General features: G+C 67.6%; 26 protein-coding genes and 2 tRNA genes. 13 read left to right on the top strand and 15 right to left on the bottom strand.

Annotated elements, in window-relative coordinates:
• Positions 1-228: 228 nt before the first annotated feature.
• Positions 229-468, bottom strand: a complete 240-nt coding sequence (locus tag ABZ801_RS00835; RefSeq protein WP_360690910.1) for a hypothetical protein — start codon at positions 466-468, stop codon at positions 229-231.
• Positions 469-581: 113 nt separating this feature from the next.
• On the opposite strand from ABZ801_RS00835, the gene ABZ801_RS00830 reads away from it, so the two are divergent.
• Complete coding sequence (locus tag ABZ801_RS00830) at positions 582-1,262, top strand: helix-turn-helix transcriptional regulator (RefSeq protein WP_360690907.1); 681 nt, start codon at positions 582-584, stop codon at positions 1,260-1,262.
• Positions 1,263-1,298: 36 nt separating this feature from the next.
• Positions 1,299-2,768: a tyrosine-type recombinase/integrase gene (locus ABZ801_RS00825; protein WP_360690904.1), complete on the top strand. Its 1,470-nt coding sequence runs from the start codon at positions 1,299-1,301 to the stop codon at positions 2,766-2,768.
• A 106-nt stretch (positions 2,769-2,874) separates the two neighbouring features.
• Here ABZ801_RS00825 and ABZ801_RS00820 read toward each other — a convergent pair.
• Positions 2,875-2,964 (bottom strand) — tRNA-Ser (locus ABZ801_RS00820).
• A gap of 133 nt (positions 2,965-3,097) precedes the next feature.
• A complete protein-coding gene (locus ABZ801_RS00815; RefSeq protein WP_360690901.1) occupies positions 3,098-3,520 on the bottom strand; it encodes a hypothetical protein in 423 nt (140 codons plus the stop codon).
• A 180-nt stretch (positions 3,521-3,700) separates the two neighbouring features.
• Here ABZ801_RS00815 and ABZ801_RS00810 point away from each other — a divergent pair.
• Positions 3,701-3,773 (top strand) — tRNA-Arg (locus tag ABZ801_RS00810).
• A gap of 506 nt (positions 3,774-4,279) precedes the next feature.
• Here ABZ801_RS00810 and ABZ801_RS00805 read toward each other — a convergent pair.
• From ABZ801_RS00805 to ABZ801_RS00760, 10 genes are all read right to left on the bottom strand, one after another.
• Positions 4,280-4,567 (bottom strand): hypothetical protein, encoded by a 288-nt coding sequence (locus ABZ801_RS00805; protein WP_360690898.1) that lies wholly within the window; start codon positions 4,565-4,567, stop codon positions 4,280-4,282.
• A 290-nt stretch (positions 4,568-4,857) separates the two neighbouring features.
• Entirely contained in the window at positions 4,858-5,763 is a 906-nt protein-coding gene (locus ABZ801_RS00800) for an NADP-dependent oxidoreductase (protein ID WP_360690895.1), read from the bottom strand.
• Positions 5,764-6,481: 718 nt separating this feature from the next.
• On the bottom strand, positions 6,482-7,048 hold the full coding sequence (locus ABZ801_RS00795) for a winged helix-turn-helix domain-containing protein (protein WP_360690892.1): 567 nt from the start codon (positions 7,046-7,048) through the stop codon (positions 6,482-6,484).
• 461 nt (positions 7,049-7,509) lie between these two features.
• Complete coding sequence (locus ABZ801_RS00790; RefSeq protein ID WP_360690889.1) at positions 7,510-8,409, bottom strand: MinD/ParA family protein; 900 nt, start codon at positions 8,407-8,409, stop codon at positions 7,510-7,512.
• Between the two features lie 11 nt (positions 8,410-8,420).
• Entirely contained in the window at positions 8,421-9,740 is a 1,320-nt protein-coding gene (gene eccD, locus ABZ801_RS00785; RefSeq protein ID WP_360690886.1) for a type VII secretion integral membrane protein EccD, read from the bottom strand.
• A 69-nt stretch (positions 9,741-9,809) separates the two neighbouring features.
• Positions 9,810-10,808 (bottom strand): TNT domain-containing protein, encoded by a 999-nt coding sequence (locus tag ABZ801_RS00780; RefSeq protein WP_360690883.1) that lies wholly within the window; start codon positions 10,806-10,808, stop codon positions 9,810-9,812.
• A 1,007-nt stretch (positions 10,809-11,815) separates the two neighbouring features.
• Positions 11,816-12,115 carry a pore-forming ESAT-6 family protein gene (locus ABZ801_RS00775; protein ID WP_344941317.1) on the bottom strand — a complete coding sequence of 100 codons (300 nt, stop codon included), beginning with the start codon at positions 12,113-12,115 and terminating at the stop codon, positions 11,816-11,818.
• 16 nt (positions 12,116-12,131) lie between these two features.
• Complete coding sequence (locus ABZ801_RS00770; RefSeq protein ID WP_344941313.1) at positions 12,132-12,470, bottom strand: hypothetical protein; 339 nt, start codon at positions 12,468-12,470, stop codon at positions 12,132-12,134.
• 213 nt (positions 12,471-12,683) lie between these two features.
• Positions 12,684-13,670 carry a DUF6177 family protein gene (locus ABZ801_RS00765; protein ID WP_360690880.1) on the bottom strand — a complete coding sequence of 329 codons (987 nt, stop codon included), beginning with the start codon at positions 13,668-13,670 and terminating at the stop codon, positions 12,684-12,686.
• Positions 13,670-14,062 (bottom strand): hypothetical protein, encoded by a 393-nt coding sequence (locus ABZ801_RS00760; protein ID WP_360690877.1) that lies wholly within the window; start codon positions 14,060-14,062, stop codon positions 13,670-13,672. The genes ABZ801_RS00765 and ABZ801_RS00760 overlap by 1 nt, the downstream gene beginning before the upstream one ends.
• Before the next feature lie 181 nt (positions 14,063-14,243).
• Between ABZ801_RS00760 and ABZ801_RS00755 the strand changes: the two genes are divergently transcribed.
• From ABZ801_RS00755 to ABZ801_RS00730, 6 genes are all read left to right on the top strand, one after another.
• The gene (locus ABZ801_RS00755) at positions 14,244-14,531 is read left to right on the top strand and encodes a hypothetical protein (protein ID WP_360690874.1); all 288 of its coding nucleotides are present in this window, start codon (positions 14,244-14,246) and stop codon (positions 14,529-14,531) included.
• A gap of 54 nt (positions 14,532-14,585) precedes the next feature.
• Positions 14,586-14,990 (top strand): DUF6507 family protein, encoded by a 405-nt coding sequence (locus ABZ801_RS00750; protein ID WP_360690871.1) that lies wholly within the window; start codon positions 14,586-14,588, stop codon positions 14,988-14,990.
• Positions 14,987-15,775 carry a hypothetical protein gene (locus tag ABZ801_RS00745; protein ID WP_360690868.1) on the top strand — a complete coding sequence of 263 codons (789 nt, stop codon included), beginning with the start codon at positions 14,987-14,989 and terminating at the stop codon, positions 15,773-15,775. Before ABZ801_RS00750 ends, ABZ801_RS00745 begins: the two co-directional genes overlap by 4 nt.
• 50 nt (positions 15,776-15,825) lie before the next feature.
• Positions 15,826-16,515, top strand: coding sequence for a hypothetical protein (locus ABZ801_RS00740; protein WP_360690865.1), 690 nt, complete (start codon positions 15,826-15,828; stop codon positions 16,513-16,515).
• 396 nt (positions 16,516-16,911) lie between these two features.
• Complete coding sequence (locus tag ABZ801_RS00735) at positions 16,912-17,619, top strand: hypothetical protein (RefSeq protein ID WP_360690862.1); 708 nt, start codon at positions 16,912-16,914, stop codon at positions 17,617-17,619.
• 398 nt (positions 17,620-18,017) lie between these two features.
• Positions 18,018-18,704, top strand: a complete 687-nt coding sequence (locus tag ABZ801_RS00730; protein WP_360690860.1) for a hypothetical protein — start codon at positions 18,018-18,020, stop codon at positions 18,702-18,704.
• Between the two features lie 362 nt (positions 18,705-19,066).
• Here the strand turns inward: ABZ801_RS00730 and ABZ801_RS00725 are convergent, their stop codons facing one another.
• Both ABZ801_RS00725 and ABZ801_RS00720 read right to left on the bottom strand, forming a co-directional pair.
• Positions 19,067-20,179 (bottom strand): DUF6177 family protein, encoded by a 1,113-nt coding sequence (locus ABZ801_RS00725; protein WP_360690857.1) that lies wholly within the window; start codon positions 20,177-20,179, stop codon positions 19,067-19,069.
• On the bottom strand, positions 20,176-20,535 hold the full coding sequence (locus ABZ801_RS00720) for a hypothetical protein (RefSeq protein ID WP_360690854.1): 360 nt from the start codon (positions 20,533-20,535) through the stop codon (positions 20,176-20,178). Before ABZ801_RS00720 ends, ABZ801_RS00725 begins: the two co-directional genes overlap by 4 nt.
• Positions 20,536-20,774: 239 nt before the next feature.
• Here ABZ801_RS00720 and ABZ801_RS00715 point away from each other — a divergent pair, with 239 nt between their 5' ends.
• Genes ABZ801_RS00715 through ABZ801_RS00700 form a run of 4 tightly spaced genes read left to right on the top strand, consistent with a single transcriptional unit; the run spans position 20,775 to position 25,101 of the window.
• Positions 20,775-21,143 (top strand): DUF6507 family protein, encoded by a 369-nt coding sequence (locus ABZ801_RS00715; RefSeq protein ID WP_360690851.1) that lies wholly within the window; start codon positions 20,775-20,777, stop codon positions 21,141-21,143.
• Entirely contained in the window at positions 21,140-23,599 is a 2,460-nt protein-coding gene (locus ABZ801_RS00710; protein ID WP_360690849.1) for a hypothetical protein, read from the top strand. Before ABZ801_RS00715 ends, ABZ801_RS00710 begins: the two co-directional genes overlap by 4 nt.
• The gene (locus tag ABZ801_RS00705; RefSeq protein WP_360690846.1) at positions 23,600-24,172 is read left to right on the top strand and encodes a hypothetical protein; all 573 of its coding nucleotides are present in this window, start codon (positions 23,600-23,602) and stop codon (positions 24,170-24,172) included.
• Positions 24,172-25,101 (top strand): hypothetical protein, encoded by a 930-nt coding sequence (locus ABZ801_RS00700; RefSeq protein ID WP_360690843.1) that lies wholly within the window; start codon positions 24,172-24,174, stop codon positions 25,099-25,101. The genes ABZ801_RS00705 and ABZ801_RS00700 overlap by 1 nt, the downstream gene beginning before the upstream one ends.
• Positions 25,102-25,837 lie beyond the last annotated feature (736 nt).

Raw genomic sequence — 25,837 nt, 5'->3', positions numbered from 1 at the left:
CTGAGCCGACACCATGACCAGCACGCCGCAACCTGCACGCCAAGGCCCGCCGGCACCGCTCGACGGGGCCTTCCTAACGCTCCCACATCACCACGATGGGTTACTCGCTCCTCACCATCTTGAGCGCCCGGCACCACTCCGCGACGCTGAACGCCCCTCAGGTCGCCACTTTCACCGACCTGGTGTCTGCCCCACGCCTCCGCCAGCCCGCGCCACCTTGGCCAGCCATTAATTCCCACCCGGGGACGTCCCATACAGCAGTGAGATTAGGTCGCTGGTCGGTATCTGGATCTTGCGGCCCAGCCGCAACACGCGGGTACTGTCCCACCGGTTCCGCCGGATGAGTTCGTAGACGGTCCAGGAACCGACGTTCAGCACCGATGCCGCAGTGGGAACGTCGGTCAGCGGTCCGAGCGCCTCGATGCGCTCGCGCGTCCAGACCGTCGTGCTGCCCTTCGCCTCGCTCATAGGACGCCTACTCCATGTGAGATGCCTGCGGGACGACGGCACCTGCCGCCCAGACGGACCGCATTGTTCGAGCTGTGTTGAAATCTGTCAATCTCAAGATCTACTGTGCGCACATGACACAATCGTCCTGGGCTAGGAATCTGAGCTCCACGGTGGCGTCCCAGGTCCGCTACTTCCGCAACCGCCGAGGCTGGAGCGCCCAGCAACTCGCCGACGCCTGCACCGTCCTCGGCTACCCCCTCACCCGCTCGGCGCTGGCGAACCTTGAGAGCGGACGCCGCCCCACTATCGCCGTGGCCGAGCTGCTCATCCTGGCACGCGCGCTGAACGTCCCGCCGGTCTTGCTCGTCTTCCCCGTCGGTCGTCTCGACACGGTCGAACCGGCGCCCGGCACCGAGGCGCCAGCCTGGGACGCCGCCAAGTGGTTCGGCGGCGCGGCGCCGTTCCCCGCGGCTCCACAGCAAACGATCGACCGCCCCCCGGCCACCGACGTCCTCACGCTGTTCCGCCGCCATGACCGCTACATCGACGAATGGGCATTCGCCACCCGCAAGGCACGCGGAGCCAGGTCCATGCGCGACGAGGCGGCCACACCCGAGGAACGCGCCTGGCGAGACGAGACCGCCGAGACCGCCGGCCGCGCCGCGCGCATCGCCGAGGAAATCATCGCCGAGACCCGTCAGGAGATGCGGCGCCTTGACCTCATGCCGCCGCCGCTTCCGGCCGGACTGAGGCACCTCGACGCCCACCTGCTGCCAGACGAGAACGTCACACCCGCTCGAAACGATCACTAACCCTGTCGTCTATCCCGATGACCTCGGAGAATCCAAGTGAAGCCGTTCAAGGCGTGCACCTGCCGGGACCCTCAGACCGGCAAGTTCCTTGGCAAGAAGTGCCCCAACCTGAGGAAGCGAGGACATGGCAAGTGGTATGCGCGGTACGAAGCGCCGCGCACGCCGGACGGCAAGCGCCGTCAGCCTCGCATCGGCCCGTTCGACACCGAGACCGAGTGCAAGCAGGCACTCGTCAAGGTCCTCGGCGAGGCCGGGAAGACCGGCAAGGAGTACGACCGGAAGATCACCCTTGGTGAGTACCTGGAGAAGCGGCACGCCTGGCGCACCGCCGCGGCCGAGACGGGTGACCTTAAGCCCTCAACGCTGGAAGCCGACCGCGAAGCCATCGACCTGTACCTCAAGCCGGGCCTCGGCCATCTGAAGATGGCCGATCAGCTCGGCCAGGACCAGATCAGAGACCTCTACGCGGCCATGCGGTTGATCAACCGCGATGTCGCCGACAGCGAACACACCGAGATGCTGCGCCGACTGCTGGCCGCACGAGCCAAGCGTGACGGGCGCCGCTACTCGACTCGTCCCTTGTCCGAAGCACGGATCAGGCGCGTGCACGCAGTACTCACCGGCGCCCTCAACGACGCCGTGAAGGTCTCAAAGATCATCCCAAGCAACCCCGCCGAAGGAGTCTTTCGCGGCAAGGGCGCCAGCAGGCGAAAGGGACGCCTCAAGCCTCTGCTCTGGACGGAAGAACGCGTCGAGCACTGGCTGAAGACGGGCGAGGTCCCCGGCAAGGTCATGGTCTGGACCAGCACACAGTGCGGCGCCTTCCTCGACTTCGCCGAACACGATCGGCTGTACGCCTTGTGGCACTTCGGCGCCTACTGGGGGCTGCGTCGCGGGGAACTCGTTGGGCTCGACAAGAAGGACATCAGCCTCAACCGGCGGCGCTGCCACGTCCGCCAGGCGCAACGTGATGACGAACTGGACGACGTGAAGTCCGAAGAGTCCAATCGCATCATCGTGTTCGACGAGGACACCGCGAGAGTCCTCACGGCATGGCAGCAACAGCAGCGCAAGGAGCGCCTGGCGTGGGGAGAGGCGTACACCGACTCGGGCCGCTTCTTCACCTATGAGGACGGCCGGGCGCTGCGACCCGCCTACGTCTCCCAGAGGTTCGACCTGCTCATCGAGCGCTACAACACCTTCCGGAGCCGCTTCGATGAGGGCTGGTCCGCCGAACGGATCGCGCGGCGCCACCGTACCCCGATCGACGCGGTGCGGATCGCGCTGGAAGGACCGCCGCTGCCGCCGATCCGCTTCCACGACCTCAGGCACGGGGCCGCCACGATGCTGCTGGCGGCCGGTGTGGACCTCAAGGTCGTTAGCGAGATCCTCGGACACGCCACCATGGCGTTCACCGGCGACGTGTACGCGGTCGTCGCTGAGAATCTAGCGGAGGACGCGGCGGCCACGATCGCGGCGTTCGTGCCGCGCCGGAAGCAGGCCTGACGCGGCTGCTGCCGCTTGTGCCAACAATGTGCCAACACGGCCGCTGACGGGCCCAGAAACGGACCTGCGGGGTCGCGTAGCTTGACGCAACCCCGCAGGTCAGAGGCGGAGGATCGGGGATTTGAACCCCGGATGGGCGGTAAGCCCAAACCGCATTAGCAGTGCGGCGCCATAGACCGGACTAGGCGAATCCTCCAAGCCGGAGCACAGGTTACCGGCTGGCGCACCAACCGGCAAAGAGCCCTGAGCCCCTCCACAGCATAGCCGGATCCGGCCATGGGACGGCGCCCGTCTCCCGCGGCCTCGCCGGGAGACGGGCGCGCCTGTGGTCAGCCGAACCGGAAGCCGGTGTTGGCGAACCCGCACGCCTTACCGAGGTCCTGCGCGTTCTGCATCATCGAGCTGGTGTTCGGCCGGGCGCCCGACAGGTTGCCCGAGCTGAGGTTGCGCAGCATGGTCGCGGTGCTGTCCAGGTCACCGGCGAAGCGGGTCGCCGCCGACTCCACGTCGCCGCCCGCCTTCTGCCCCTCGGCCCGGATCTTGGCCGCGGCGTCGCTCCACTTCTGGGCACTGCTCGCGGCCGCCGAACCCGAGGTGGCCGGCGCTCCGCCGGACGTCAGCGACTTCAGCTCGCTCTCGATGTTGTCGCAGGCGGCCTTCTTTTCCCCGCCCACCAGGCCGCACGCGGTGGTGGAGAGCAGCGCGCCACCGACGACCAGGACGCCGGCGAACTTGGCGGCTGACATGCGCATGGGAGGTACTCCTTCAGAGGGGGTTGACCCACGGGCCCGTAGACCTCGTGAGCCTCATGTGTCTCGACTCCCCCTTTGGCGCGCCGCCGTCCCGAACGGTTCCACGACCTCGCCCACACGCGACTTCGGTAACCGATTCGCGGACTGGTCCCCTCAACCGGTACAGTTGTCTCCGGCCAGGCAGCCGTAGCTCAATGGATAGAGCATCTGACTACGGATCAGAAGGTTGGGGGTTCGAATCCCTCCGGCTGCGCTCCAGGTCAGAGCCCCCTAGCGATCACCGCCAGGGGGCTCTGTGCTATCGGGTACAGCAGCGAAGTACGGCTACGCTGCCGAACCGGGACCGTCTGTCGCCCAATCGGCAGGCCGCCGGAGGTGGTCTCCGGCCGCTGGAGCGCCGCCCTCGTGGTCTCTCACGGAACCTCCGTGTAGATCTCCATGGTCATGCTGATCTGGCAGTGCCGAAGGATCTGCATCGCGCCCCTGGATGGACGTTGAGCGCGGCGTGGCTGAGTTTGGGCGGTCGTCCGGGCGACCGGGTGTTGCCGCCCGCATCGTCGTCGATCTTGACTTACAGTGCGATCACGAGGGTGTCCAGGCTGTTCTCCACAAGACGATCTTGGACGCCCTCTTCGCATGGGGTCGCGCGACCTTGAGCGGTTCCTCCGCGGCCTGCTCGACGCGGTTTACGGCCCACGTCGACGCTGAACCCCAAGCGGTTCCGGCGCGCCAGCATCCGCGCCGCTCACGCCACGTGCGTCAACGGGTGGACCGGGTGGTCACCAGAGTCAGCAGGCGCGCCCAGGCAGGGGAGGACGCGACGGCGTTGGAACTCATCAGCGCGGCCGTCCCCTCGGACGGTTGGTCGTCGCGGGGATGGCGGGCGTTCCAGGAGACGATCGCGTCGGCGAGGCCGGGGAGCCGCGGGTCGTCCGGAGCCCAGTCCAGCGCCTGGTCGCAGGTCAGGTAGAGCCGGACGAACTCGGAGTCGTCCAGGGCGGCGTTCTTGGCGGCCACCCATCGCGGAACCGACTCCGGGCCAGCCATTTATGCGAGGACGAAGAGTGACCTAGACATAGGTACTTTGGCTCTGGGGTCGGAGAACGCCGCCGGGTTGTCGTGGGCCGCCTGGGAGGACGAGTCTTTGCGTCCCTGTTGGGGCGACGCTGAAGGCAGGGCGGAGCCGCGGGGATCTACCGGGCGCTTGTGGCCGTCCGTGCCCGCCTGGGTGCCGACCATGGTCTGTAGGTCGACGGTCTCCGACGGAAGCCGCCTCATCCCGGAATGAGCCCTGATCCTCCGGCCCAGTGCCGGCGCCAGAGGATCAGGGGTATGCCTCAGAAGGCCACGGTGATCTTTCCGGTCAAGCCGCCTTGGAGGAAGCGTTCGTGTGCGGCTTGTATTTCGTGAAGGCCGAAGGTGGAATCCACACGCAGCCGCAGTGAGCCGCGGTCAACGAGTTTGGTGAGCTCGTTCAGTCCCGCGCCGTCCTCACGCACTTGGTTGACGGTGGTACGGACACCGCGTGAGGACAGGTCGGGGACCGGACCGGCCTGGGTGGCGATCGACGCATACCGGCCACCGTCGGCCACCGCCTCGGTCACGAAGGCCCCGAAGGTGTCGAAGACCGCGTCATAGCTGCGGTCTTGAAGAGTGTGGCGGTCAGTGGTGACGAGGTCGGCGCCGTGGTCGTAGGCGAAGGCGACCTGCGCGTCCCGGGAGACCAGAGCGTCGACTTTGACGCCTCGTGCTCGGGCGATCTGCAGTGCCAACCCTCCGACCGCGCCCGCGGCGCCGGCGATCAGCAGGTGTTCTCCGGCGGATACCTCAAGCCAGTCCAGTGTCTGCCAGGCCGTCAGTCCGGGAAGTGGCAAGGTGGCGGCCTCGATCAGGCTGACCGCCTGCGGCGCGGCGGCTACTGCCTGGGCCGGAAGCGCGACCAGATCGGCCCAGGTGCCCCGGGCGGTGCTGAGTTGATGCGACATCGCGATGACGCGTTCCCCGGCGCGCAGGCCGCTGCCGCCGCCGTCGACCACGATGCCGGCCAGGTCCCAGCCGAGCGTCATCGGCAGCGGTGGCGTTCCCTCGCCGATGGCTCCTTCCCGCGTCTTGTCGTCGACGGGATTGATGCTGGTCGCAACGGTCCGGATCAGTACATCCCCAGGACCCGGTTCAGGCTGGGGCGCCTCGACGAGGTTGAGAACGTCGGGTGTGCCGAACCGATCGATCTGAATAGTGCGCACAAAGAGCCCTTCACACGGCTGCTGCTGACCCGCGCTGCAACGACTGCGATGCTCACGTAATTCCCCGCGCCGAAGGTGCCGCCTCTTTGGCTCGGATGGTCGGCAGGCGCAGCATCCGGCAGGCGGTGTCCACCGCCGTGTCGGCGGCTTGTCCGGTCAGCCGCGGTGGCGGTTGGTCGTCATCGCATCTCTTCCTTGCTGGTGGAGTCCTGCCCGCCGGTGCCGAAGACTCGGAGTCGTCTTCGGGCGCGGCCGGGAGTGATCGGCCTCAGCCGCTTTGCGGGCCTCCAGCGCGGCCGCATCAGCGGTCAGCGTCCCGGCCCGCAGGGCAGAAGCGATGCCGGCGACGTTGTGTTCGTGGGTCATGTGGCGGACCGGCAACAGCACCTCGACCAGCGCCCGGGGGCGAGTGGCCCTGTGGCGCCGGTCGTGGACGAAAGGCGGTCCAGGGGTGGGGCGAGTCCAGTGGAGCCGGCGCGGCTTGAAGGTGGCGCGGCTTGCTGGCGTGTTGTGGTGCGCACTTGTTCACGTAGCGGGCTGGTCGACCGGTGGTGCCGGCTAGGGGACGCCGGGGGTGACGTGGCGTCGCTGGGCAGTGAGTTTGGTCAGCAGGGGTGGATGGCGGTTGCCGGACTGGGCGCGGTGGCCACCCGGGTTTCGGTGAGGACGTGCGTCGGCGCGTTCGGGGGCGTTGGTGTCGGGAAGCTGTATTGGCGGGTCAGTCTTCGTCGGCGGGGAGTGTGAAGAGGCGGATGTGGACCGGACGGGCGTCTGGGGGTGCGTCTTCGCCGCGGCGGCAGTACTGGTGCAGGAGGCGGATGTAGTCCTCGAAGAAGGCGGCCAGGTCTTCCTCGGTCATGTGGCCGTAGCCGCGTGAGAGGCGTGCCCATTCTGGGCTGCGTTCGTAGGCCTCGGGCAGTTTGCCGAACATCCCCATGTCCTCGGCGTGGCCTTGGCGCAGTAGTTCGGCGAGGACGGGACGGTCCTCGGGGGCGAGCATGTCCGGGGTCGGCATGCGGAGGTCGCGTGGGGACTCGGCGCGGCGCCACCAGCGCTCGCGGCCGGTGGAGCGTTCGGCGATCTCTTCGATGAAGCCGTACTTCTCCAGTTGCCGTAGGTGGTAGCTCGCGGTGCCGGTGTTGACGCCGAGCGCCTCGCCGATGGTCGTCGACGTCGCGGGGCCGTGCTGACGGAGCCGGTGCAGGATCCTGCGGCGCAGGGGATGGCTCAGCGCCTTGAGCTTCCCCGGGTCGTCCAGGGTGACGGGCTCCGCATCGTCCTTCATGAGGAGAACTCTACTGCCGCAGGACTGTTTACAGAGAAATCTTTGCAAAGCACTCTCTGTAGTCTACGGTCCTCGGCATGAAGACAGCGATCACCGTTGTGCTGGCGCTCCTGTTCGGAGTGCTGGGCATGGCGCCCGCCAGGGCGTTCACAGTGACGCCGACCAGGGCGTCCACCGCCGGAGCGGTTCCGGCGCCGCCCGGTCTGAGCTCCACCGACGTGAGTTTCAAGGGGTTCGGCGGGCTTCGTCCCATGGGCCTTGTACTGGGGGCTGCTCCTCCCCTGAGGTGTGACGGGCTTCAGCAAACCGCGACCAGCAGCAGGTGGTTTCCTTCACGAGCCCACTGATGGAAACCTCCTGGGGTGCTTGGGCGCCAACGCCGACCACAGGGGCCCGGCACTTGCAAGCCGCCCCTTGCCGTACAACGCGGCGAATGGAGCCGGGGCAACCGCGTCGTCCGTTCACAACGACGTGGGGTGGAGGGCGCGCTGCAGGGTTTCGGCCGCTATGCGGATGGCGGTGGTGCGGGTGGAGTGGGCCAGGCGGCGGGGGTCGAGCGTGGACGTGCTGGCCAGGTGACGGTCGTAGTCCAGGCGGACGGCGCCCGTGCCGACGTCGGCGAGGATGGCGGCGGCGCCGTCCAGGTCGAGGGTCTTGCGGGTGTGCGGGCTCTTGACGGTGAACACCACGACCGTGCGGGCGATGAGGTGGCCGAGGCCGGACGCGGCGACAAGGTCGAGGGCTCGGCCCGCCGTGCGGGCGCCGTCCGGGGTGGCGGGGGTGGCCAGGACGACGGCGTGCGCCCCGGCCAGTACGGCCTGCTGCAGTTCGCCGCGCATGCCTGAACCGCAGTCGATGATCGTCACGCCGAAGAAGCGGGTCAGCGGGACGGCGTTGTGCTCGTATATCTCCGCGGTCAGGGGACTGTCGCCCATGTGCCCACGGTTGGCCGGCAGCACCCAGAGCCGGTCGCCCGCGGACGTCAGATACGGTTCGACGTCCTCGAACGACCCGGCGCCGGCCAGGGCGGCCTGCACGTCGGCGAGGGCGTGCCGGTGGCGGACGCCCAGGCGCAACGGGAGCGAGCCCCAGTCCGGGTCGACGTCCACGGCGAGCACACGGTCGTGACGGTGGTTGGCGAACACCAGGGCCAGCAGGGCCGACAGTGTGCTCTTGCCGGACCCGCCGCGCATCCCGACCACGGCGATCCGGCGTCCCGTGGTGATCGGGCGTTGGACGTCCGCCGCGGATTCGGCCAGGTTCGCCAGGTCGTGCGCGGGCCGGAACGCCCGGGCCGCCTCGCGCCCCAGCCGGCGGAGCAGAGGTTCGCCGTGCGGCAGGTCGTGTGCGCGGTCAGGCACCCTGCTCCTCGTCAGAAGGTGTCGAGCAGACGTTCGTAGACGCCGAAGGTCCCGATGGCCACCGGGATGAGGGCGACGGCGGCGACGGCTTCGGCGCGGGCCGTCATCCGGCGCAGGCGGGCCCGGACGTGCTCGGGCTGTTCGGTGCTCAGGACGACCAGCGGGATGGCCAGCGCGGCGGCCAGCATGCCGAGCGCGGGAGCGGCCGCCCACGGCGTATCGTCCGCCCACCGGTAGGCCAGGTTGACCCAGACCGCCAGGGCGGCGGCCAGCAACGCGGCCTTCTGCGGTACGAGCGGGAACATCCTGGCGCGGCTGGCGACGACGATGGCGAGCAGCACGGCGAGGGCGGCCGTCCAGCCGTCGAGCCGCGTCGCGGGCGCCCAGCCCGCCAGCACCGCGGCCACCGCCACGGCGACGGTTGCGATGACCAGACTGCGGTGGGTGTGGACCAGGGCCGTCAGCACGTCGCCGCGCGGCACCGCCGAACCCGCGCTGCGCCGGTCGTCCAGCGAGGTCAGCCCGGACAGCGTCAGCGCGATCCGCAGCATGACGTTGAGCAGCACCACGCAGGTGACGGCGAGCACGGCGCCGGTGCGGGCGGCGTCCAGGTCAAGGCCGGCGCAGGCGCCCCACACGGCGGCGAGCAGCACGACCAGGCCGCCGCCGACCAGTCCGCCGCGTCCCAGGGGAGTGGTGGCGCCGAGCGCGGCCAGCAGCAGGCCGAGGAGCAGGGCCAGGGCGCCCCAACGGATCCAGGGCTCCCAGCCGTACAGACCGGCGGCGGACCAGACCGCGACGCCCGCCAGCGCGCCGCCGCCGAGCGTCACCGCCGTGCCGAGCGGGGTACGTCCCAGCGCGCCGACCGCCAGGCCCGTGAGGACCAGGACGACGGCCATCGTCGCGGCGGTCGCGAACCCCGCGTCGCCGCCGGGGTTGGCGCTGAGGACGAGCCCCGCGGCGGCGGCCAGGACCGCGGTGGTGGCGGACGCGGTCCACTGGGCCGCGCGCGGGCTCCACCGCCACAGGTGGTCGGAGACGGCGTCGTCGACCGCCTCGGGCACGTCGTGGACGACCGGGGCGGGCAGCGGCTCGTCCGCCCGTACCAGCCGGAGCACGCTGCCGTCGAGGACACCGCGTTCGGCGAGCGTCGCCTGCCCGTCGAGCACCTCACCGGTGGACGTGATCAGGTGCCGCAGACGCGCGGGACGCTGGACATGGTCGTCGAGCAGGCGCAGCACGTCCGGCATGAGCGCCCCGATCGGCTCGGTCGCCGGAAGGACCGCATCGACCCTGCGTTGCTCGGCGACCAGGGTGACCCGGCTCCACACGGTGTTGTGCCCTTTCCTCGGTCGGTTGCGGATTCGTCCGGTGTCTCGGCTTCGGCTACGGCCGTGTGCTCATTTTGGTATTTGCGACACGGCGACGCGTTCGAGGTAGCCATTGCGCAGCAGCCACCGGACGGTGGGGAGTGCGGGCGGCCGCGGGAACAGCCCGGCGTTGACGGTGAACCTGACGCCACCGCCCTGGCTGGTCGCGGTCGGCCCTGAGACGGTCGCGGTGAGCTGGAACGGTTTGACCACGCGGTAGCGGTGGTAGCCGCTGGGCGTCTGCGGGTCCACGGTGGCCCGTGCGGACGGGGGCAGCCCGCGTTGACCGAACGGGGTCCCGTACGGGAACAGCACCGATCCGCTCTCCTGCCCGAACGCGTCGACGATCTGCCCCTGCGTCAGCAGGATGGTGGCCGAGGCGCCGCCCGCCGTGGTGATCTTGGCTTGGGCGTCCGTCGCCAGCCTGGCGGCCTGCCCCGCCGCCTGGGACTCCTCTGCGGGAGTCAACCGCCGGGGCGGCGTCTCGCGCAGGACGAGCTCCCCGTACAGCCATCGGCACGCCTCGTCCTCGGAGGCGAACTGCGCGCCTATGCGGCCCTGGTCGTACTCCACGACGCCCCCGGAGAAACCGTTCGTGCCGTTCGCGCTGGGGGCCACCACGTAGTAGCTGGACGTCTTGGCCGGAGGCGGTTTGGGTTGTCCGGGCAGGACGTACAGACCGGGGTGCACGTTCGCCTGCGTCAGCGCCTGCCGGAGCATGGGGAACGTGACCTTCGCCCCCACCCAGCTCGCCGGCACCGGCGCCACGCCGCCGTCCGGCGGAGGAGCCTGCGCCTGCTGGGCCTGCTCCTCCTGCTTCTTCTGGGTGGCGAGCTTGGACTGCAGGAACGACCACCCGACCATCCCGGCGCACACGACGGCCGCGACGCACAACCCGACGACGACCTTCATCAGGCTCTCGTCGAACGTCCGCCGCGCCCGCTGCGGCCCGAACAGCACCGCGTCCCGCAGGCGCCGGCGGCGCACGGCGACCGACTCCAGCAGTTGCGTGTCGTAATCGCGAGCCACCGACACCTCCTCCCACTCCTATCGAACGACCGCCGCCCGAACGACGGCCGCCGTCTGACTACCAGGGACACGCCCCCACAAGACGCCCCACAGACGCCCTCCAACGACGCCCCCGGCAACCCGACACCTGATTCCTATCAACACCCACCGTCAATCCACCGGCGACCGACGAACTGGTGCCAAGACCAACGCCCCCGAGGCCACCGACCGAGCCAAACACCCACGGCAGGTAGGCCCGCCACACCTCGACCACCGGCCGACGCGCCCGCTCCGAACGTCCACCGAACCACCGACCCGCCGCTTCGCTGACGGCCCGCCCCGCCCGAACGACCCGCTCGCACCGACTGCCCGAGGTAGCGCCAAACACCCCACACCCGAGCCAGACACCGACCACTGAACGACACGGAAGACCTGGCCGCCTCGAGCCCCGCCCGACCGCCCCATCGGCGCGACGCGCTGCCCACCCGGCCCGCCCAAACGGCCCAACGCGGAAGACCCGCCGCCGCCCGCACGACTCCTCGACCACGCCCCCGATTCCCCGCACCAACACCCACCGACCCCGACGCCCCGAAACCGGCGACGTCGAAACGGCCCCGCCGCCCCCAGCGCAACAGCCCGACCACGCCGGATCACTCCCCCAAGCCAAGACCGGCAACGCAGCGACGCGAAACCGTTGACCACGACGGCTCGGCCGCGCCCGGTGCGACGTTCTGCCCATGCCGGACGACTCGTCCGCGGAAAGGTCGGCGACGCAGCGACGGCAAAACTGTTGACCACGACGGCCCCGCCGCGCCCGGTGCGACGTCCTGCCCATGCCGGACGGCTCGTCCGCGCCACGGCCGGGGGTACGGCGATGCGGAACTGTTGACCACGACGGTTCGGCCGCACCCAGTGCGACGTTCTGACCATCCGGGATGGCTCGTCCGCGCGAAGACCGGGAGTACGGCGATGCGGACCGTTCGACGTCGGCAGGCCCGCTGCGCCCGGCGTGACTGGTGTCCCCGAGGTCAGATGGCGGCTACGGCTGCGCTGGCCTTGCTGAGCGCGGTCTGGGCGGTCTGGTCGTTGGAGGCCAGGGTCGCCTTCACCAGGCGGATGATCTCGCGGGTCTCGTTGGCCGCCTGCTGCCACTTGGCCTCCTTGGCGGCGTACTCGGCCGACACCCCGGTGGCCTCGAAGTCCGACAGCGCGGTCTTGACGTCGCCGTCGTGCTGTCCGATCAGCGCCTCCAGGCGGGCGATGACCGCGTGGATGTTGCCCTGCGCCTCCTGCGAGGCCCCCGTGTCGTACGCTCGGCGTGCACCCATGACGTGCTCCCCTCCGTCAGGATCCGGTGCGGAACTTGGCGGCGTCGAAGTTGGCGGCGGCCATGTTCCGCTGGGCGTCGGAGGCCATCGTCTCGTCCCCGGTGACGAAGGCCTTCTCCATGCCGATCTGTCCCTGGTTCACCGAGCCCAGCCCGGTGGTCAGGTCGGCGATGATCTGGTCGGACCGGGCCTTGAACGAGTCGAAGGCCGCCTTTCCCGCGCCGTCGAACCGCCCCGCGAGCGGTTCGGCCGCGGCGATCAGCTGCTTGACCAGCGTCGCGAGCTCCTGGGTGGAGCCGCCGGTGTTCTTTGCCAGGGTGACCAGGGTCTCCTGGCCGTAATCCCATCGCCCCACGTGACACCCCTCTTGTCAGTCAGTCCGCCATTCCGTCACTACCAATGAGATTCGATCATCATGGTCATGGTTCCATAGTGGACGTCGGAGACAAAAGACCCATTGACTCCGCATGCCGATGCTCCCTGGGAGCTCGCACATCGCTCCCTGAAGGCGCCGTGCCAATGTGGGATGACCCCGGTTCGATCTCCCTTCCCGGGCATCGCATCATGATCACGACTGCTCTGCGGGACCGAAATGCGCCATTACGGCCTGGAACTTCGCCCAGTCCTCGGGGTTGCGCCCCTCGCCCACCCCGTACCAGGCGCCGCCCGTGTCGAAATGACGCACTCGCATACCCGTGACGTCCAACGTGCCGTTCGCAGGGGTCTGTCTCATCGCCTCGGCCGTCACCGCCACTCCCACAGGTGCGGGCAGACCGTTGAACCGAGGCTCCGTCGTCAGGTCACGCCGACCGGGCACGGCCTGTGCCGTCATCGAGGCCAGACCGAAGTGCGAACCGATCCGGTCGGCCAACTCGGCCAGGTCGGGGAGGGAATCGTCCGGTCGGAGGCCCACCGCAACGGTGGTGGTCTCCTCGACTCCCGACTCGGCCCGGTCGACCTCCAGCGTGCCGATCGCCCGGCGGTCGGCCCGGCTGTCGCCTACGCAGACGAGCCGGGTCGGCTCCGGCGAACGCTCACGGCACAGCGCGGTCAGCGCGTCCTTGTGCCACGGAATGGCGGCGGGCTCGCAGGTGCCCCATCCCTGCGGACCACTTCCGGTCAGCTCGCGATGCAGGATTTCGGTCACTTCCCCGAGCACCAACCCCTCCGTCGCGGGGTGCCGTACGGTGGCTGTCACCAGCAGCTGGAGTCCTTCCGGCGGCGGGCCGGAGGGGAACCGCGGGTGGACGACCGCCTCGGTCCCCTCGATCTGCGGGACGAAGGCGGCACCGTCCCATCGCAGGACGGCGCCGTTCAACCCGTCGTAGTAGACGCCGTCGGAGTCCTTGACCGCCCACCGGGCCGCCGGGCCCAACATCAGCCTGAGCGGCAAGGTCAGCCGGCCTCCGGCGTGACCGGCGATCACCAGCTGGCGTTCTGTTTCGGCGCAGAAGCGCAACGCCTCCGCCATCCGCACCGACAGCGATACGACCGGCCGGTTAACGATCAGCAGCCCGGTCAGGTCGGTGCACAGGTCGACCGCTGGATGTTCCATCACCGGCTCCTCAACCCGGCCCTGTCGGCGTAGGCGGGATCGTCGAGCCAGACCTCGCCGTCCAGCCGGAGCGACAGTTCGGCGGCGAACCGCAGGGCGGGCACCTCGGCGTTCTCCACCTCCTCGGAGGCGTGCACCTCGACCCACCAGATCGGCGGCTCCAGGTGCGCCACCTCCGGCCCCAGCAGCCGCTCCAGCTCACCGGGCACCTGGACCAGGATCGGCGCCTCGACGAGCGCCACCACCTGGCCGCCCTCGCGGTCCGAGATCTTCAGAGCACCACCATCCCCGACGTCGGACACCCAGACTTCCGGCCCGGCCGCCGCCAGCGCGGCCTCGACGGACTCCTCGTCCGGTGCCGTCTTCAGCAGCGCGACCATGTCCTTGCTCACCGCGTCTCGTCCCTTTCTGAGTCGCACCAGGTGGGGCCGGTGATCCGCCCGCGTGGGTGAACAGATGCCGGTTCGTCGTGAATCATCGAGGCGAGCCTAACGACGACCACTGACACTTTCGCGCTGATATCCAAGGCCCTGAACGATCTGCCGATAGTGCGACACACCCTGGAGGTGGGACGTGAAGTTCGAGTTGCCCCACGACGACGAGACCGGATCCGGCCAAGTGGACGAGCCGCGGCCCGCCGAAGACGACATCGAGTCCACGGAGCCCGAAGAACTCGTGATCAGGACGCCCGACGAACTCGCACAGATGCTCGCCGACGAGACCGAGCAGATGAACGAGTGTTTGGACATGCTGACCGGAATCATCGCAAAGGAGTCGTCCCGCGCGCGGAATCGTCCAGCGCCTCCACCGGCCGGCTTTCGTCCGGCAAGATTCCGGGCAAATCCCCCCACGGCATCATAAGCAAGCCCCATGCGCTGACGGCAACACACGAGACTATGAACTTCTCTTCCTTGCATGTCGTCTTTACTCTTGATCAACGATGTTGTCGGCCGTGCGGGGGTTCGGGTGACTCTACGGGGATGGGACATCAATCTCGGCGGGGTGCGCAGCACGATCGCGAAGACCATCGCGGCGGTCGAGCCCTTGGAGAAGCAGGCCAAGGCCTACGCCGATGCGATGGAGGCCGCAGGTAAGGCGTCGGGCAGCGAGGTGATCACTGCGGCGTTGCTGGGGTTCGGTCAGCATCACTTGTACACGTTGCTGTTGCTGGCGCGGCGTACGTCGAACTGCATCCGTGGGGTCACGCTGGCGACGAACGCGTATCTGGCCGGTGATCGGGAGATGGCCGAGCGGGCGCATCGGACGGCGTTGAGGGCGCCGCGTCCGGAGGATCTGTTGCGGAAGGGGCGGCGCAGGTGATCAATGCCGCCGGTATCGCGGCGTTGATCGCCAAGCTGAACACCGCCCAGGTGTACGGCGAGGCGGCCCGGTTGCGTAACGCCGCGTTCTCCATCAGCACCACCGGCTCCAACGTGCACCTTGCCTGGATGAACGGCTTGAACCCGCGGGTGTACACCGCCCCGGAGGCCGAGCAGCTGCGCCAGGCGGCTCTCCCCGTGCTGACCGGCACTGCCGACTTCGCCGGCCGGTTGCGCAAGGTGGCGTTCGCGCTGGAGCAGTACGCCGATGCCGTGAGCCCCATCAAGGCCAAGTTGCGGGCCCTGCACGGCGAGGCCACCGCGCTGGAGGCCAAGGTCAAGGCCGAGGGTGACGACTGGACCAAGAACGAGGACCTGACCAAGGAGAACAACCGGATCCTGGGTGATGTCCAGGCCCAGGTAGCGGTGTTGTCGGCGGCGGAGCAGCAGTGCGCCAGTGCCATCTACGCCACCTACGGGGGGCGTCCGCCCGCCCCACGCTGCACCGCCACTCCACGGCCCACCACCCCGCCATGGGGAACCGCCGAAAAGGACGGAGAGGAGAGCATTCCGGCGCCTCGTGATGGTGAAGGCACTCCCTCCGATGCCGGAACCAGTCCGGTGGTGGAGGGGCCGGCACCGCAACGAGCAACGACTGGTCGATGCCGGCGTCTCCTTGACAATTGGCGAGCGCACCTTCTCGCCGGGGGAGTTGGCGAAGTTCCACCAGAAAGTGGCACGACGATATTTCGCATGGAAGCGGGAGAACCCCGGTCGCCGCACTAGTGAATTCTTTGGTCAACCAGAGATGCGGACCCTTGAAGAGGCACTGAGATATGTCGGAGACTGAGCGGAAATCGACTGACGGGCTCATCGCATCTGAGTTGGCGGGGGTGTCCCAGCCTTGGAACATTGTCGATCCGGCAGCCAGAGGCGCCAGACCCCTCTTCGAAGATCCGGAAAGTGTCAAGGCCACCCTGCGGTCAGTCTCCGCGTTGCTTCAATTCATGGCGAATCATGGCGAGGACATTGCCAAGGCCAAGGAAGGGATGCCTGACCTGGCCAACGCCTATTGGATAGGCTGGCAGGACGAACTCGTCACCGCGATGCCTCTACTGAGTGACATGACATGGCATGCATTCGACTCCTGGGCAGCTGATTTTGACCCTTCCTGGATCGATCGATCCTGGCAGGAACCGCCTCCGGAATTTATCCAGGCGGTGGCCTGGATATGGTGCAGCAGCAAGGTGGAGTCTGCCGCTGTCGCGGCTATCAACTGGCTGATCCAGTTCTTTCGCGCCCATCCCGGCGATCCGCTACTTCCTGAATTTCTTGACCTGGCCGCCGTTTACACCCCGAGGGCGGGGAAGTTCGGTGCTCGCCTCGTCGGAATGATGGGGCGAGCAGGCAAGGATAAGGCAATTCCCTACCTTGATCGAGTGGTCAACGCGCCGGTGACCTCCGGCAATCTCAGAGAGGTTGCTGAGGATGAAATCGCCTCGCTGCGCAGGAGATTCACATCCTAAGAATTCGGCTGGAGCACGAAAAACGCTCAGTCTGAGCACCTCAGGAGTCGAAGGCGATTCGGGTCTGGGGCGACTGATACCGGTTGGCAATGCTCTGACCTCCGGGAGGGCTCCAGTCCTCCCGGCAGAGTACCGTCCGACGATCGCAGTTCTGGGTACGCGCGGCCTGGAACAGGTAGTTTGTGAGGTCGACCGGGGAGGGCAGCTGCTTCCGCATTGAGTGCTCCTGTCGTCTCGCGCCAGACGTGGCCAGGAAGCGTACGCGTACGAGCTTCAACTCGAATGGCCAGGTGCAGGTTGAATTGACGAAGAAGGTCGGTGATGGCAGGGCGCGCGAGATATGAGAGCAGCACCCGAGGGGCGGTTCGCTATGTCCCGGTCACCCTCCATGGTGAGGTGATCGGTTACCTGTGGGCCGCGGTGGACGGGCACGCGGCGAGTTTCGTCCGCCGGGTTGATGGTCCCGAGGCCGCCTTCCGGGCTCCTCTCGTGTGGTCAAAGCGTTTGCGGGCGGCAGCCACGGAGGGGGCCACTCCTCTGGGGGCGCTGCGGAAATGGAAGGGTGCCCCGGAGGATCCGGAGGGCGGCGGGATCACCGCGGATGCTCCGGAACGGGAGGCCGAGACTCTCTCCGAACTGAAGGAACTGGCCAATCCCGGCTGGGTGGATCCGCTCCAGGACTTCCTCGTTGAGACGCAGGTGCAAGCCTGGCCGGACGGTACACCGATGGACCGGTCGAAGGGCTGGGGCCCGCTGGCGCCGATGCAGCTGCCTGAGACCGACTACCCGGCATTGACCGAGGCGGCGGTCAGGTATCTGCCGGTGACGCGGGGGGATGTCGTTCTGGGGTATCTGTGGGCATCCGTCACCGACGACGCCGCCTACTACGTGGAGCGCGCGTCTGCGGGTGACGACGGCATCAACGCCGGTGGTGTTTGGGTCCCCCGGCTGCGGGAGGCGGCCAACGAGGGGCTGACCCCGCTTCAGGCGCTGCGCAAGTGGAAGGGCGCGCCGGAGGATCCGCGCGGCGGCACCATCAAGGCCGACGCTCGGGAGCAGCAGGCACCCAGCCTGGAGGCACTGAAGGAACGGGCGCGTCAGTAGCACGGTCGAAACTCACATGCTCGGTTCCTGAGACGGTGGTCCGCCTTGCGCAACAAGCCATACGGGCGAGGATGCGCTCGGATGCAGCGGCGGCCCAGTGCCCGCCCGCGGCGGCTCCCGGCAAGAACTCGTCTGCCCGCCTGCCGCGTGGCGACGCGGCGTACGAACGAGACGCCAGCCGGATCCCGGTACAGATGAGCGGCCACCTGTTGCCGTCGCAGACCTCCCGTCACGGCACCCGATGAACTCCGGGCGGCTGGTCGCGGACAAGGCCGAGTGGAGGAACGAGTGCCGTGACCTGCTGGGGTCATCCCGCGCGGGAATTCGAAACCGCGAGAACCGCCCCGTCAGCGATGCTTGAGTAACCACAATGCGGACCATCGAAGAGGCGCTGAGGTATGTCGAAGACTGAGCAGGGCGGCGCCGATGAGCTGGTAGCCGCTGAACTGGCAGAGGTCGCCGCGCCCTGGAACATCGTCGATCTCGATGGTGGGCATGTCCGGGAACTTTCCGCCCGCCAGGAGGATGTTGAGGCCGCTCTGCGGTCACTTTCCGCTTTGCTTCGGTTCAAGGCGAATCATGCGGGGGAGGTCGCAAAAGCTGAAGACGAAATGCCTGAACTGGTCAACGCCTACTGGATAGGCTGGAGTCACGAACTTGTCGCCGCAATGCCTCTGCTAAGTGCCATGACGTGGCAGAATTTCCAGTCCTGGGCTCATGGATTCGACCCTTCCTGGATCGACCGCTCCTGGCGGGAACCGCCGAAAGAGTTCATCCACGCAGTCGCCTGGATGTGGTGCAACGGCAGAGTCGAGATGGCTGCCATCACCGTCATCGACTGGCTTGACGAGATATTTGGTGAGCAGCCCGATCACCCGCTGCTTCTCAAGTTCTTCGAGCTCGCGGCCGTGTACGCCCCTCAGGTGGGTAATTTCGGTGGCCACCTCATCGAAGTGATGGGGGCCGTGGGCAGGGAAAGGTCAGTGCCATATCTTGACAGGATCGCAGGTTCCTCCGGACTCTCCGCCAACCTCAGAAGGGCGGTAGAGGAGGAATGCGCCTCCATCCGAAGGCGATCCATGTGATGTGACGTGCCCGTCGCCGCGGGAATCAGGCGGCGGCGTCTCGATCGCCGAGGAGCGCCCGCCCACGTCCTGGAGTGATCCACGCCGTGCGTGCGCACGGTCACGTGTAGGCGCACGGCCGCCTTCCTCGGCACTGCGGAGAGCACTGGCCCTGCATTTCAGGCATGGGGCGTGGGAGAGGACACCAGAGCATTGGGGGTGGCGCCATCAGGGCCGACCCGTTGGAGCAGCAGGAGCACAGTCGCGGCGTGCTACTGGCGCGGGTCCGTGGGTCGCGGTGGAGGGAAGTATGACCCGAGGTGCGCGTGTCCTTGTCCGTGGGCAGCGTCTGCTGGTGAACGACACATCGGCTCACGGAAGCCTTACCCGCTTCGAGGTGGTCGTCTTCTCCAGACGCCTTCTTCGAGTGTTGGTGCGTCCGAGACACTCTGTTCCTCGGACGTCCCCTGCTGCCGTCGGTCACCAGGTCTGGGCGCGTCCTGGTTGTTGAGGCCTGGGGCCAGGTGTTCGAAGAGCCGGCGCCAGGTCGTCCAGGCGTTCGTGTCGTCTCCGTCGCCGATCTGGTACCAGGCGCCGGGGAAGCGGGCGTGGCCCAGCTGTCGCGCGGTGATCCCAGGGGGAGCGAAGGCGCGTTCACTGCCGATCTCGCGTACGGCGTCCGAGCCCAACGCCATGCCGATCGGGGCTGCGGTGCCCGTGTCGTTGGGGACCGCCGTTAGGTCAGGACGTCCCGGACGGGCGTGAGCCTGGAAGTCCACAAGGCCGTGGTCGGTGACGAGCCGTTCAACGACGTCCGCTAGGACGGCCAAAGGTAGGGCCTGCACCGGCCCGTATCCCAGGTGGAGCGTGACCGCTTCGTCGATGCCTTCTGTATTACGACTCACGCGCGTGACTCCGATGGCCGGGACCCCACTCGGCCCTGTATGGAAGAACCGCGTGCTCTGTGGGGCCCGGCCGCGACACAGATCGGTGATGTGCTCGGGGTTCCACGCCTGTGCGAGGGGCTCGCTCGTGCCCCACCCAGACGGTCTGTGTCCGATGAGCATCTCGTAGCAAAGTTCCGTGGCGCCCCCCAGCCGAGCGTTGTCCACCGCTGGATGCCGTACGCGGAAGTCCAGCATCAACTGGGCCCCGTCCACGCCCACTGGAACGACCGCGTAGGGGTCGGCGACGCCGGGCGGATCCTCGGGGACGAACGCGGAGCCGTCGAACCGCAGCCGCTCCCCGGTGCCGCCGTCGTAGAAGCCGGACGGGTGCCCAACGACCCATCGGAAGTACGGCGGCTGCAACGTCTCGTACAGGGGCATCGTCAGCCGGGCCGTGTGCGGCGTGACGAGCTGCAACGGCATTTGCGCCTCGCTGACGACCGAAATGGCGTCGACGAGCCATGTCGACAGCGGCACCACCGGACGCTTCTGCATGACGATCGCGGCCGCGTCGGTGACCAGGTCGATGGCCGGATGCGGACGGCTCACGGCTGGTCCTCCGCGACCCAGACCACGCCCCCGAGCTTGTTGACCAGGGCGTCGGCGAAGACGCGGGCCAGCTCGGGCGCGCCCTGCCGTTCCGCCGCGCGAGCCTCCACCCACCACAGCGGCGGCCGCAGTCCTGCGGCTGACGGGCCGAGCAGCCGCTCCGCCTCGCCTGCCACCTGGACGAGCACGGGCGCCTCGACCGACAGCAGCGGCCCGCCCTCGTCGTCGAACAGCTGGATGACGCCTCCGTGCTCAGGAACGTCGACCCGCAGGTCCTCCCCCGCGGCGCTCAGCCCGTCCAGCAGGGTCCGCACGTCGGGCATCTGCTGTGTCAACGCGATGACGTCGTATGTCACCCGCACCACCTCTGGTGGCCGCTCTCCACAGAACCTCCTCGCAAAGCCCGCCGGGTCGCGACGCAGCGTACGACGTCACACGACCACGGCCGAATTTTGGACGACCATAAAGACGCCCCTAGATTCGGCCGTTACTTGATCGTGACAATCACCGCGGGCAAAGTGTCCGTCAGGATAGATAACTTCCAATTGGCCATTGTGTCCTGATCTATCCGACGCCGACGGGGAGGCGTGGTCGCATGACCAGCTACGGCATCGATGACGGTGGCGTACTTGGGGAGCTCAGAAGGGCGGCGGCCGCGTCGCAGCCGCTGTGGAAACACGACAAGGCGTTCTTCACCCACCTCAAGGAAGCCGGGACCGCCTGCCGCAGCGAGATCGTCAGCGCGGCGCTGCTGCGGTTCGGCACGCAGGCGAGGACCCGGGTGAACGGCATGGAGAGCCGCATCAACCGTGCCGTGACGAAGACCTCCGAGGCCACCTCGTACTACGTGGCCGCTGACCACGAGATGGGCGAACGCGCCCGCCGTTACGCGCGCAGGGCGGCCGCCGCGCAACGCGCCGCGATCGAGGCGCCGGGTCCGAACGGCCTGTACAAGCACAAGTGACCAGCATCGACATGAGCGGCCTGCCGGACTTCTCCGGGGTCGCCGAAAAAGTGCAGCAGGCGGCGGCGGGCCTCAAGAAGGCCGGAGCCGGAATTCAGGAGACCGGGCGGCGCGTCAACAGCGTCTGGACGAAAGGCGGCCTCAGGCAGTTCTACACGGCCCCCGAAGCCGAGAAGGTCCTGGCCGCCATGGGCCCCGTGCAGGCGGAGGGCGACACGGTCGGCAGCCAGACGGCCACCGTCGTGTCGGCACTGGAGGCCTTCGCCGCCGAGGTCGCCAAGATCCAGCAGCAGCTGACCATTCTCAAGGCCGACATCGCCGATTTCAACGGCGACGTCATGGGCGACCCGGACGCCATGGAGGACGACGCCACCCGGGATCGCTACAACAGCCTGATCAACCGGATGAACGCCTGGGGCGTCACCGCGTTCCAGCGCGCCGAACGCGACTGCGCCAACAAAATCAACGCCCTCACCGGCGGCCCGCATTACGTCCCCGGCGAGTTCGGTGACGACCACGGCAAACTCCCGCCGGGCTACCAGCGGTACGGCTGGGCCCGCCTTCCTGACGGCGCCCGTGTCCCTTGGGGGTCGACCGTCAAGGAGCCGGACCCCTGGTGGGAACGCTTCGCCAAAGGCGCGGGCAAGGCGGCCTGGGGCCTGGTCACCGGCACCTTCTCCCTGGTCGACTTCACCAACACGGAAACGTTCCTCGCCTCTTGGGACGGCCTGCTCAAACTCGGTTACGGCTCCAGCCCCGTCATTCTGGCCGCGTCCGCCATCAGAGGCGACGGTAGGGCCAAGGAAGGTCTGGAGGCGTGGAAGGCCCTCGGCAAGGACTTCGTCGGCTGGGACGAACACGCCAAGGGCAACCACGCCGGCGCTTTTGGCGCCACCGCCGTCAACGTCGCCACCCTCGGTCCGATCACCAAGCTCCTCAAGGCCGGCGAGCTCGGCAAGGGCGGCGCCGCCGCCCGAGCCGCCGGTCACATCCCCGGATTCACCGGCCTGGCCAACGTCGGCCGCAACATCATCACCGGCATCCAGACAAAACTGGATTCCCTCCGCGGCACCAAGGCCCCCCAAGTAATCGATCCCGCCTCAATCCGCTTTCATCTTCCCGAAGATTCCCCTGCTGCTCGCCGGCCCGCCGCCGATGAGCGTCCTCACTCACCGGAGGACGGGGGAGCAACCAGGCTAAACCCGCATAAGCCTGCGCCCACAGTCGGGGATCTGAAACGTCGCTTGGACGACCTTCATCATGGAGCCGAAGGTCCCAAAGACATCAGAGAAGTACCCGACGCCCGACGGCCTCGTAGCCGGGGCAGTGCAGACGAACCCGATCAGGGAACGCAGTCTAAGAACGGTGGAAGCCAGGACGACGTTGCGGGAACGAGGCGGGATTCAGGGAGCCGGGAGCCGCAGGGAGGCCGTGAGCCGGAATCGGCGCCGAACGAGCGGCCCGCCGATCCGCGGGAGAAATCAGGCCCCGGGAAGGACGACGCACAGGCTGATCGCCGCAATCAACACGACACTGACGACCAAACACCCTCCAAACATGACGAGGGTGACGCCGGTGCGGGCGGGCAGGGGCCACATCAGCCTGGGCGAGACGGCGCTGGACATGGCGAGAACAATTCTTCGGACGGCGACTCTCCAGACCCAGAAGTCGCTGCGAAGCTCGATCGGGCTGATCGCCTCGAAGCGGCCCTGCGAGACGGTGGACTATCCGACGATGACATCGCTCGCCTTCGTGGCCCGGAGCCTCGGGAGGGCGCTGACTGGCAGCGTCTCGCCTCCGCCATCGCGCAAGGCTTCAGCAGCAAGGTCAAGGACACGCTGCATCCGGCAGCGGTCAGGTTCGCAATGGACGGTGCCGCTGACCCCCGGGAGTTCGCCCACCGTTACGAGTACTTCAAAGCCCGCTACGACGAGTACCGCCGTTACCTGAAGGAGCACGACCCGCGAGGCGAAACGCACAAGGGCCAGAGCAGAGCATTGGCCGCAGCTGAGTGGGTGCTGAACGAGGACCTCAACAGTCACCTGAACAACGATGTCGCGGCCGCGCGGCGGGCCCGACCGCACACGCACGCCACCCTCGACCCAGAACTGACCGGCCGAAGCCTCGAACAGAGCGTGCGAGCGCATGCAGACGACATCGGCATGGGCAGTGACACCTCCGCCGCGTACCATGCGCGTAAGCACTACCATGAGGTTGGTGTCAGCGCGCAGTCCGGTCATGTGGTGGACGACTATCTCAAGAGCGCCGAACGCACCATTGGCCAGGGTGCTCTAGTGAAGGACGAACTATCCTCTTCCGGTAGCCGCCAGATGGTGTTCCACCGCGAAGTAATCGGAGCCGACGGCAATCCACGCACCGTGGAGGCCGTCGTCTACGTCAAGCCCAACGGGGAGACTGTGCTCGCTACCTACGGTGAACCCAAGGCGGTGCGGTAGATGATCGATTTCACCGAACGTACGCCGTCGGCGGACCGGCTGTGCAAGCAGGTAGTCGATTCCATCGAGGAATCAGCCGCAGGCACGGAAGACCAACTCGCCGAGGCGTTGGGTGAACTTCTCGTTCTCAGATCCTTGTGTGGTTCCGACTATGGACTTCAGCGCGCCAGGCTTCACGCCTTCAAAAGGCGAGTGGCTGAGGGATTGCAGAACGGAAACAATCCAAGAAACCTGGACAACTATATCGAGGACGCGGCGTCCTTTGCGGCCGAAGGTCGCTATGACGGATTCGCGCATGCGGCGCTGGCGCGTTCCGCACTGCAAATCCTGCTCGAGGATTTCGCAGAGTGGAACCTGATTGACGAAGAGCGGCGTGCAGATCTGGCCGGGATAGATGAGGACCTGCAGGACACGGCTGAGGACGCACCGCCCGTCGACGCCAAGTACGTGCCTCCGAACCTGCCGCCCACACACTGGTGGTGGAGCGCTCCGAAGCGGACTGATATGAGCGATGAGGAGCGGCGGCTAAGGTTGAGCGGAAGAGACCTCTACATGTTCGAAACCTATGGGTGATGACAGGTATGCCGCCGGAACGAGACGCCGATCGGCTGGCCGCCGATCGGCTGGCCGCCGATCCTCGCCTGGTCCAGGTCAAGCTGGACGAGGACATCGCAGAGATCCGCAACCTCGGGCGGTCGCCTGTCGGCGTGGATCCGAGGGCGCCGGAGAGTCACGTATCGGTCGCTCGGGCCTCTGCCGGGATACTCTGCTTCGAGTCGCCGACGGAAGCCGCGACGATGTCCCTCCGCCGGATCGATGAACTCCCTGTCGCGGAACGTTCCGGCTCGGCCATCACCGCCTACCATCTGGCCGCCTCGCGAACCGTCGCCGAAGGCGACCTCCAGCGCGCGACGGCGACACAGCTGGTCTTTCATCGGCCGGCGTCCGAGGCGGCGGGGACCACCATCACGCTGGAGGCCGTACTCAGGATCACTGGGGCCGGTGAAATGTGGCTTGATTCGTTTGGTTGGCCGCGGACAGTGCAGAACGTGCGAACGCTTGCTTTTGCCGGCTCGCCTGCCGCCTATTACGAACAGGGCCTCGCGGATCTGGCGAATGACGCCCCCATCGACCGGGCCCTGCTGATGCTTCTGGCCGCCTCACTGACGAACTCCGGTCCATATGGCGGCCAGGAAGAGCGGGAACGTCTGATCGAACTGGCGGCTGGACGTCGCCATCGGCTCGCTGCCTTCGTCTCCGCGACGGAGTCGCGCGCGCTTGCCGTCCGCGCAGATTCAAGGTTTGGTGCATGCCTCTACCGTTCGATGCTCGCTACGCTGTCCGAGGATTATCTGGGCAGCGCCACCATGTCACTTCTGGACATGGAAGAGATCGACGACATCGATGAAGAACTTCGGGATGCTCTCTCGCAGAGTGATGCCCTGCCAGAGGAGATGATTCCAGCTGGTACATCGCCCGGTCACTGGTGGTGGTACGCCTGATCCTGGACTGCCGTCTGCCAGTTCTCGCAGACCTTGGCCATCCGACAGGCGTACAGCGGGAACTCTGATTGTCGCATTGCTAAAAGCCTGTAATGAGAGAAGAGTAACGCGCCCGTAGTCTTCGTGCCTTGGTCCTGTGCGCGAACGGTGACCTGGACTGGGGGAAGAAACGCCCTAATTTGTCCTTGTTTTCGGGTCCTGATACCTCGTCGTCGGCCCGGTGGAACCCGACATCGGGCTGCGGGGCGTTCCGCTCGGCGAAGGGACCGGGCTGCTGGCCACCGGCACGGGCGAGTTCAACCCTGGCGGATCGACCTCTGTGTCGCCCCCCAGGGCACCGCGGTCGTCTTGAAGTCGCCTGCGCCATCTGGGTGAGAACGGGGCCGCGCCATCCGTGGGCTCCGCGAGCGCGAAACCGACTGCGGTGTCGCTGTGGAGTGAGCCGTCCCGAAGGTGACCAGGCCACCTTCGAACTGCATGAGCATGGGCAGCCGGATACCGGCGTGTGTCGCGGTTCGGCCATTGCTGTTCGAGGAGCCGCGCTGGCTCGTGGGGTGAAATCTTCGCCGCCCTGGATGGCACGGCGTGGTAACGGTATTCCTGCGGCGGCGCCAAAGGTCGCCGGTTCTACGGCTGGACAATGGTTCAGCTGAACGAGCGCGAGTGGATGCTGGCCCGCCGCTTCATAGCAAACCCTCCGAGGTTGGCGTCTACCGCTGCCACGCCAGCCGCCCCT

The sequence above is a fragment of the Actinomadura sp. NPDC047616 genome (assembly GCF_040642915.1).
In the GTDB taxonomy this organism is placed as follows: Bacteria; Actinomycetota; Actinomycetes; order Streptosporangiales; family Streptosporangiaceae; genus Spirillospora; species Spirillospora miaoliensis.
The sequence above is the reverse complement of the archived record's forward strand: the minus strand, read 5'-3'. Positions and strand labels throughout refer to the sequence as shown.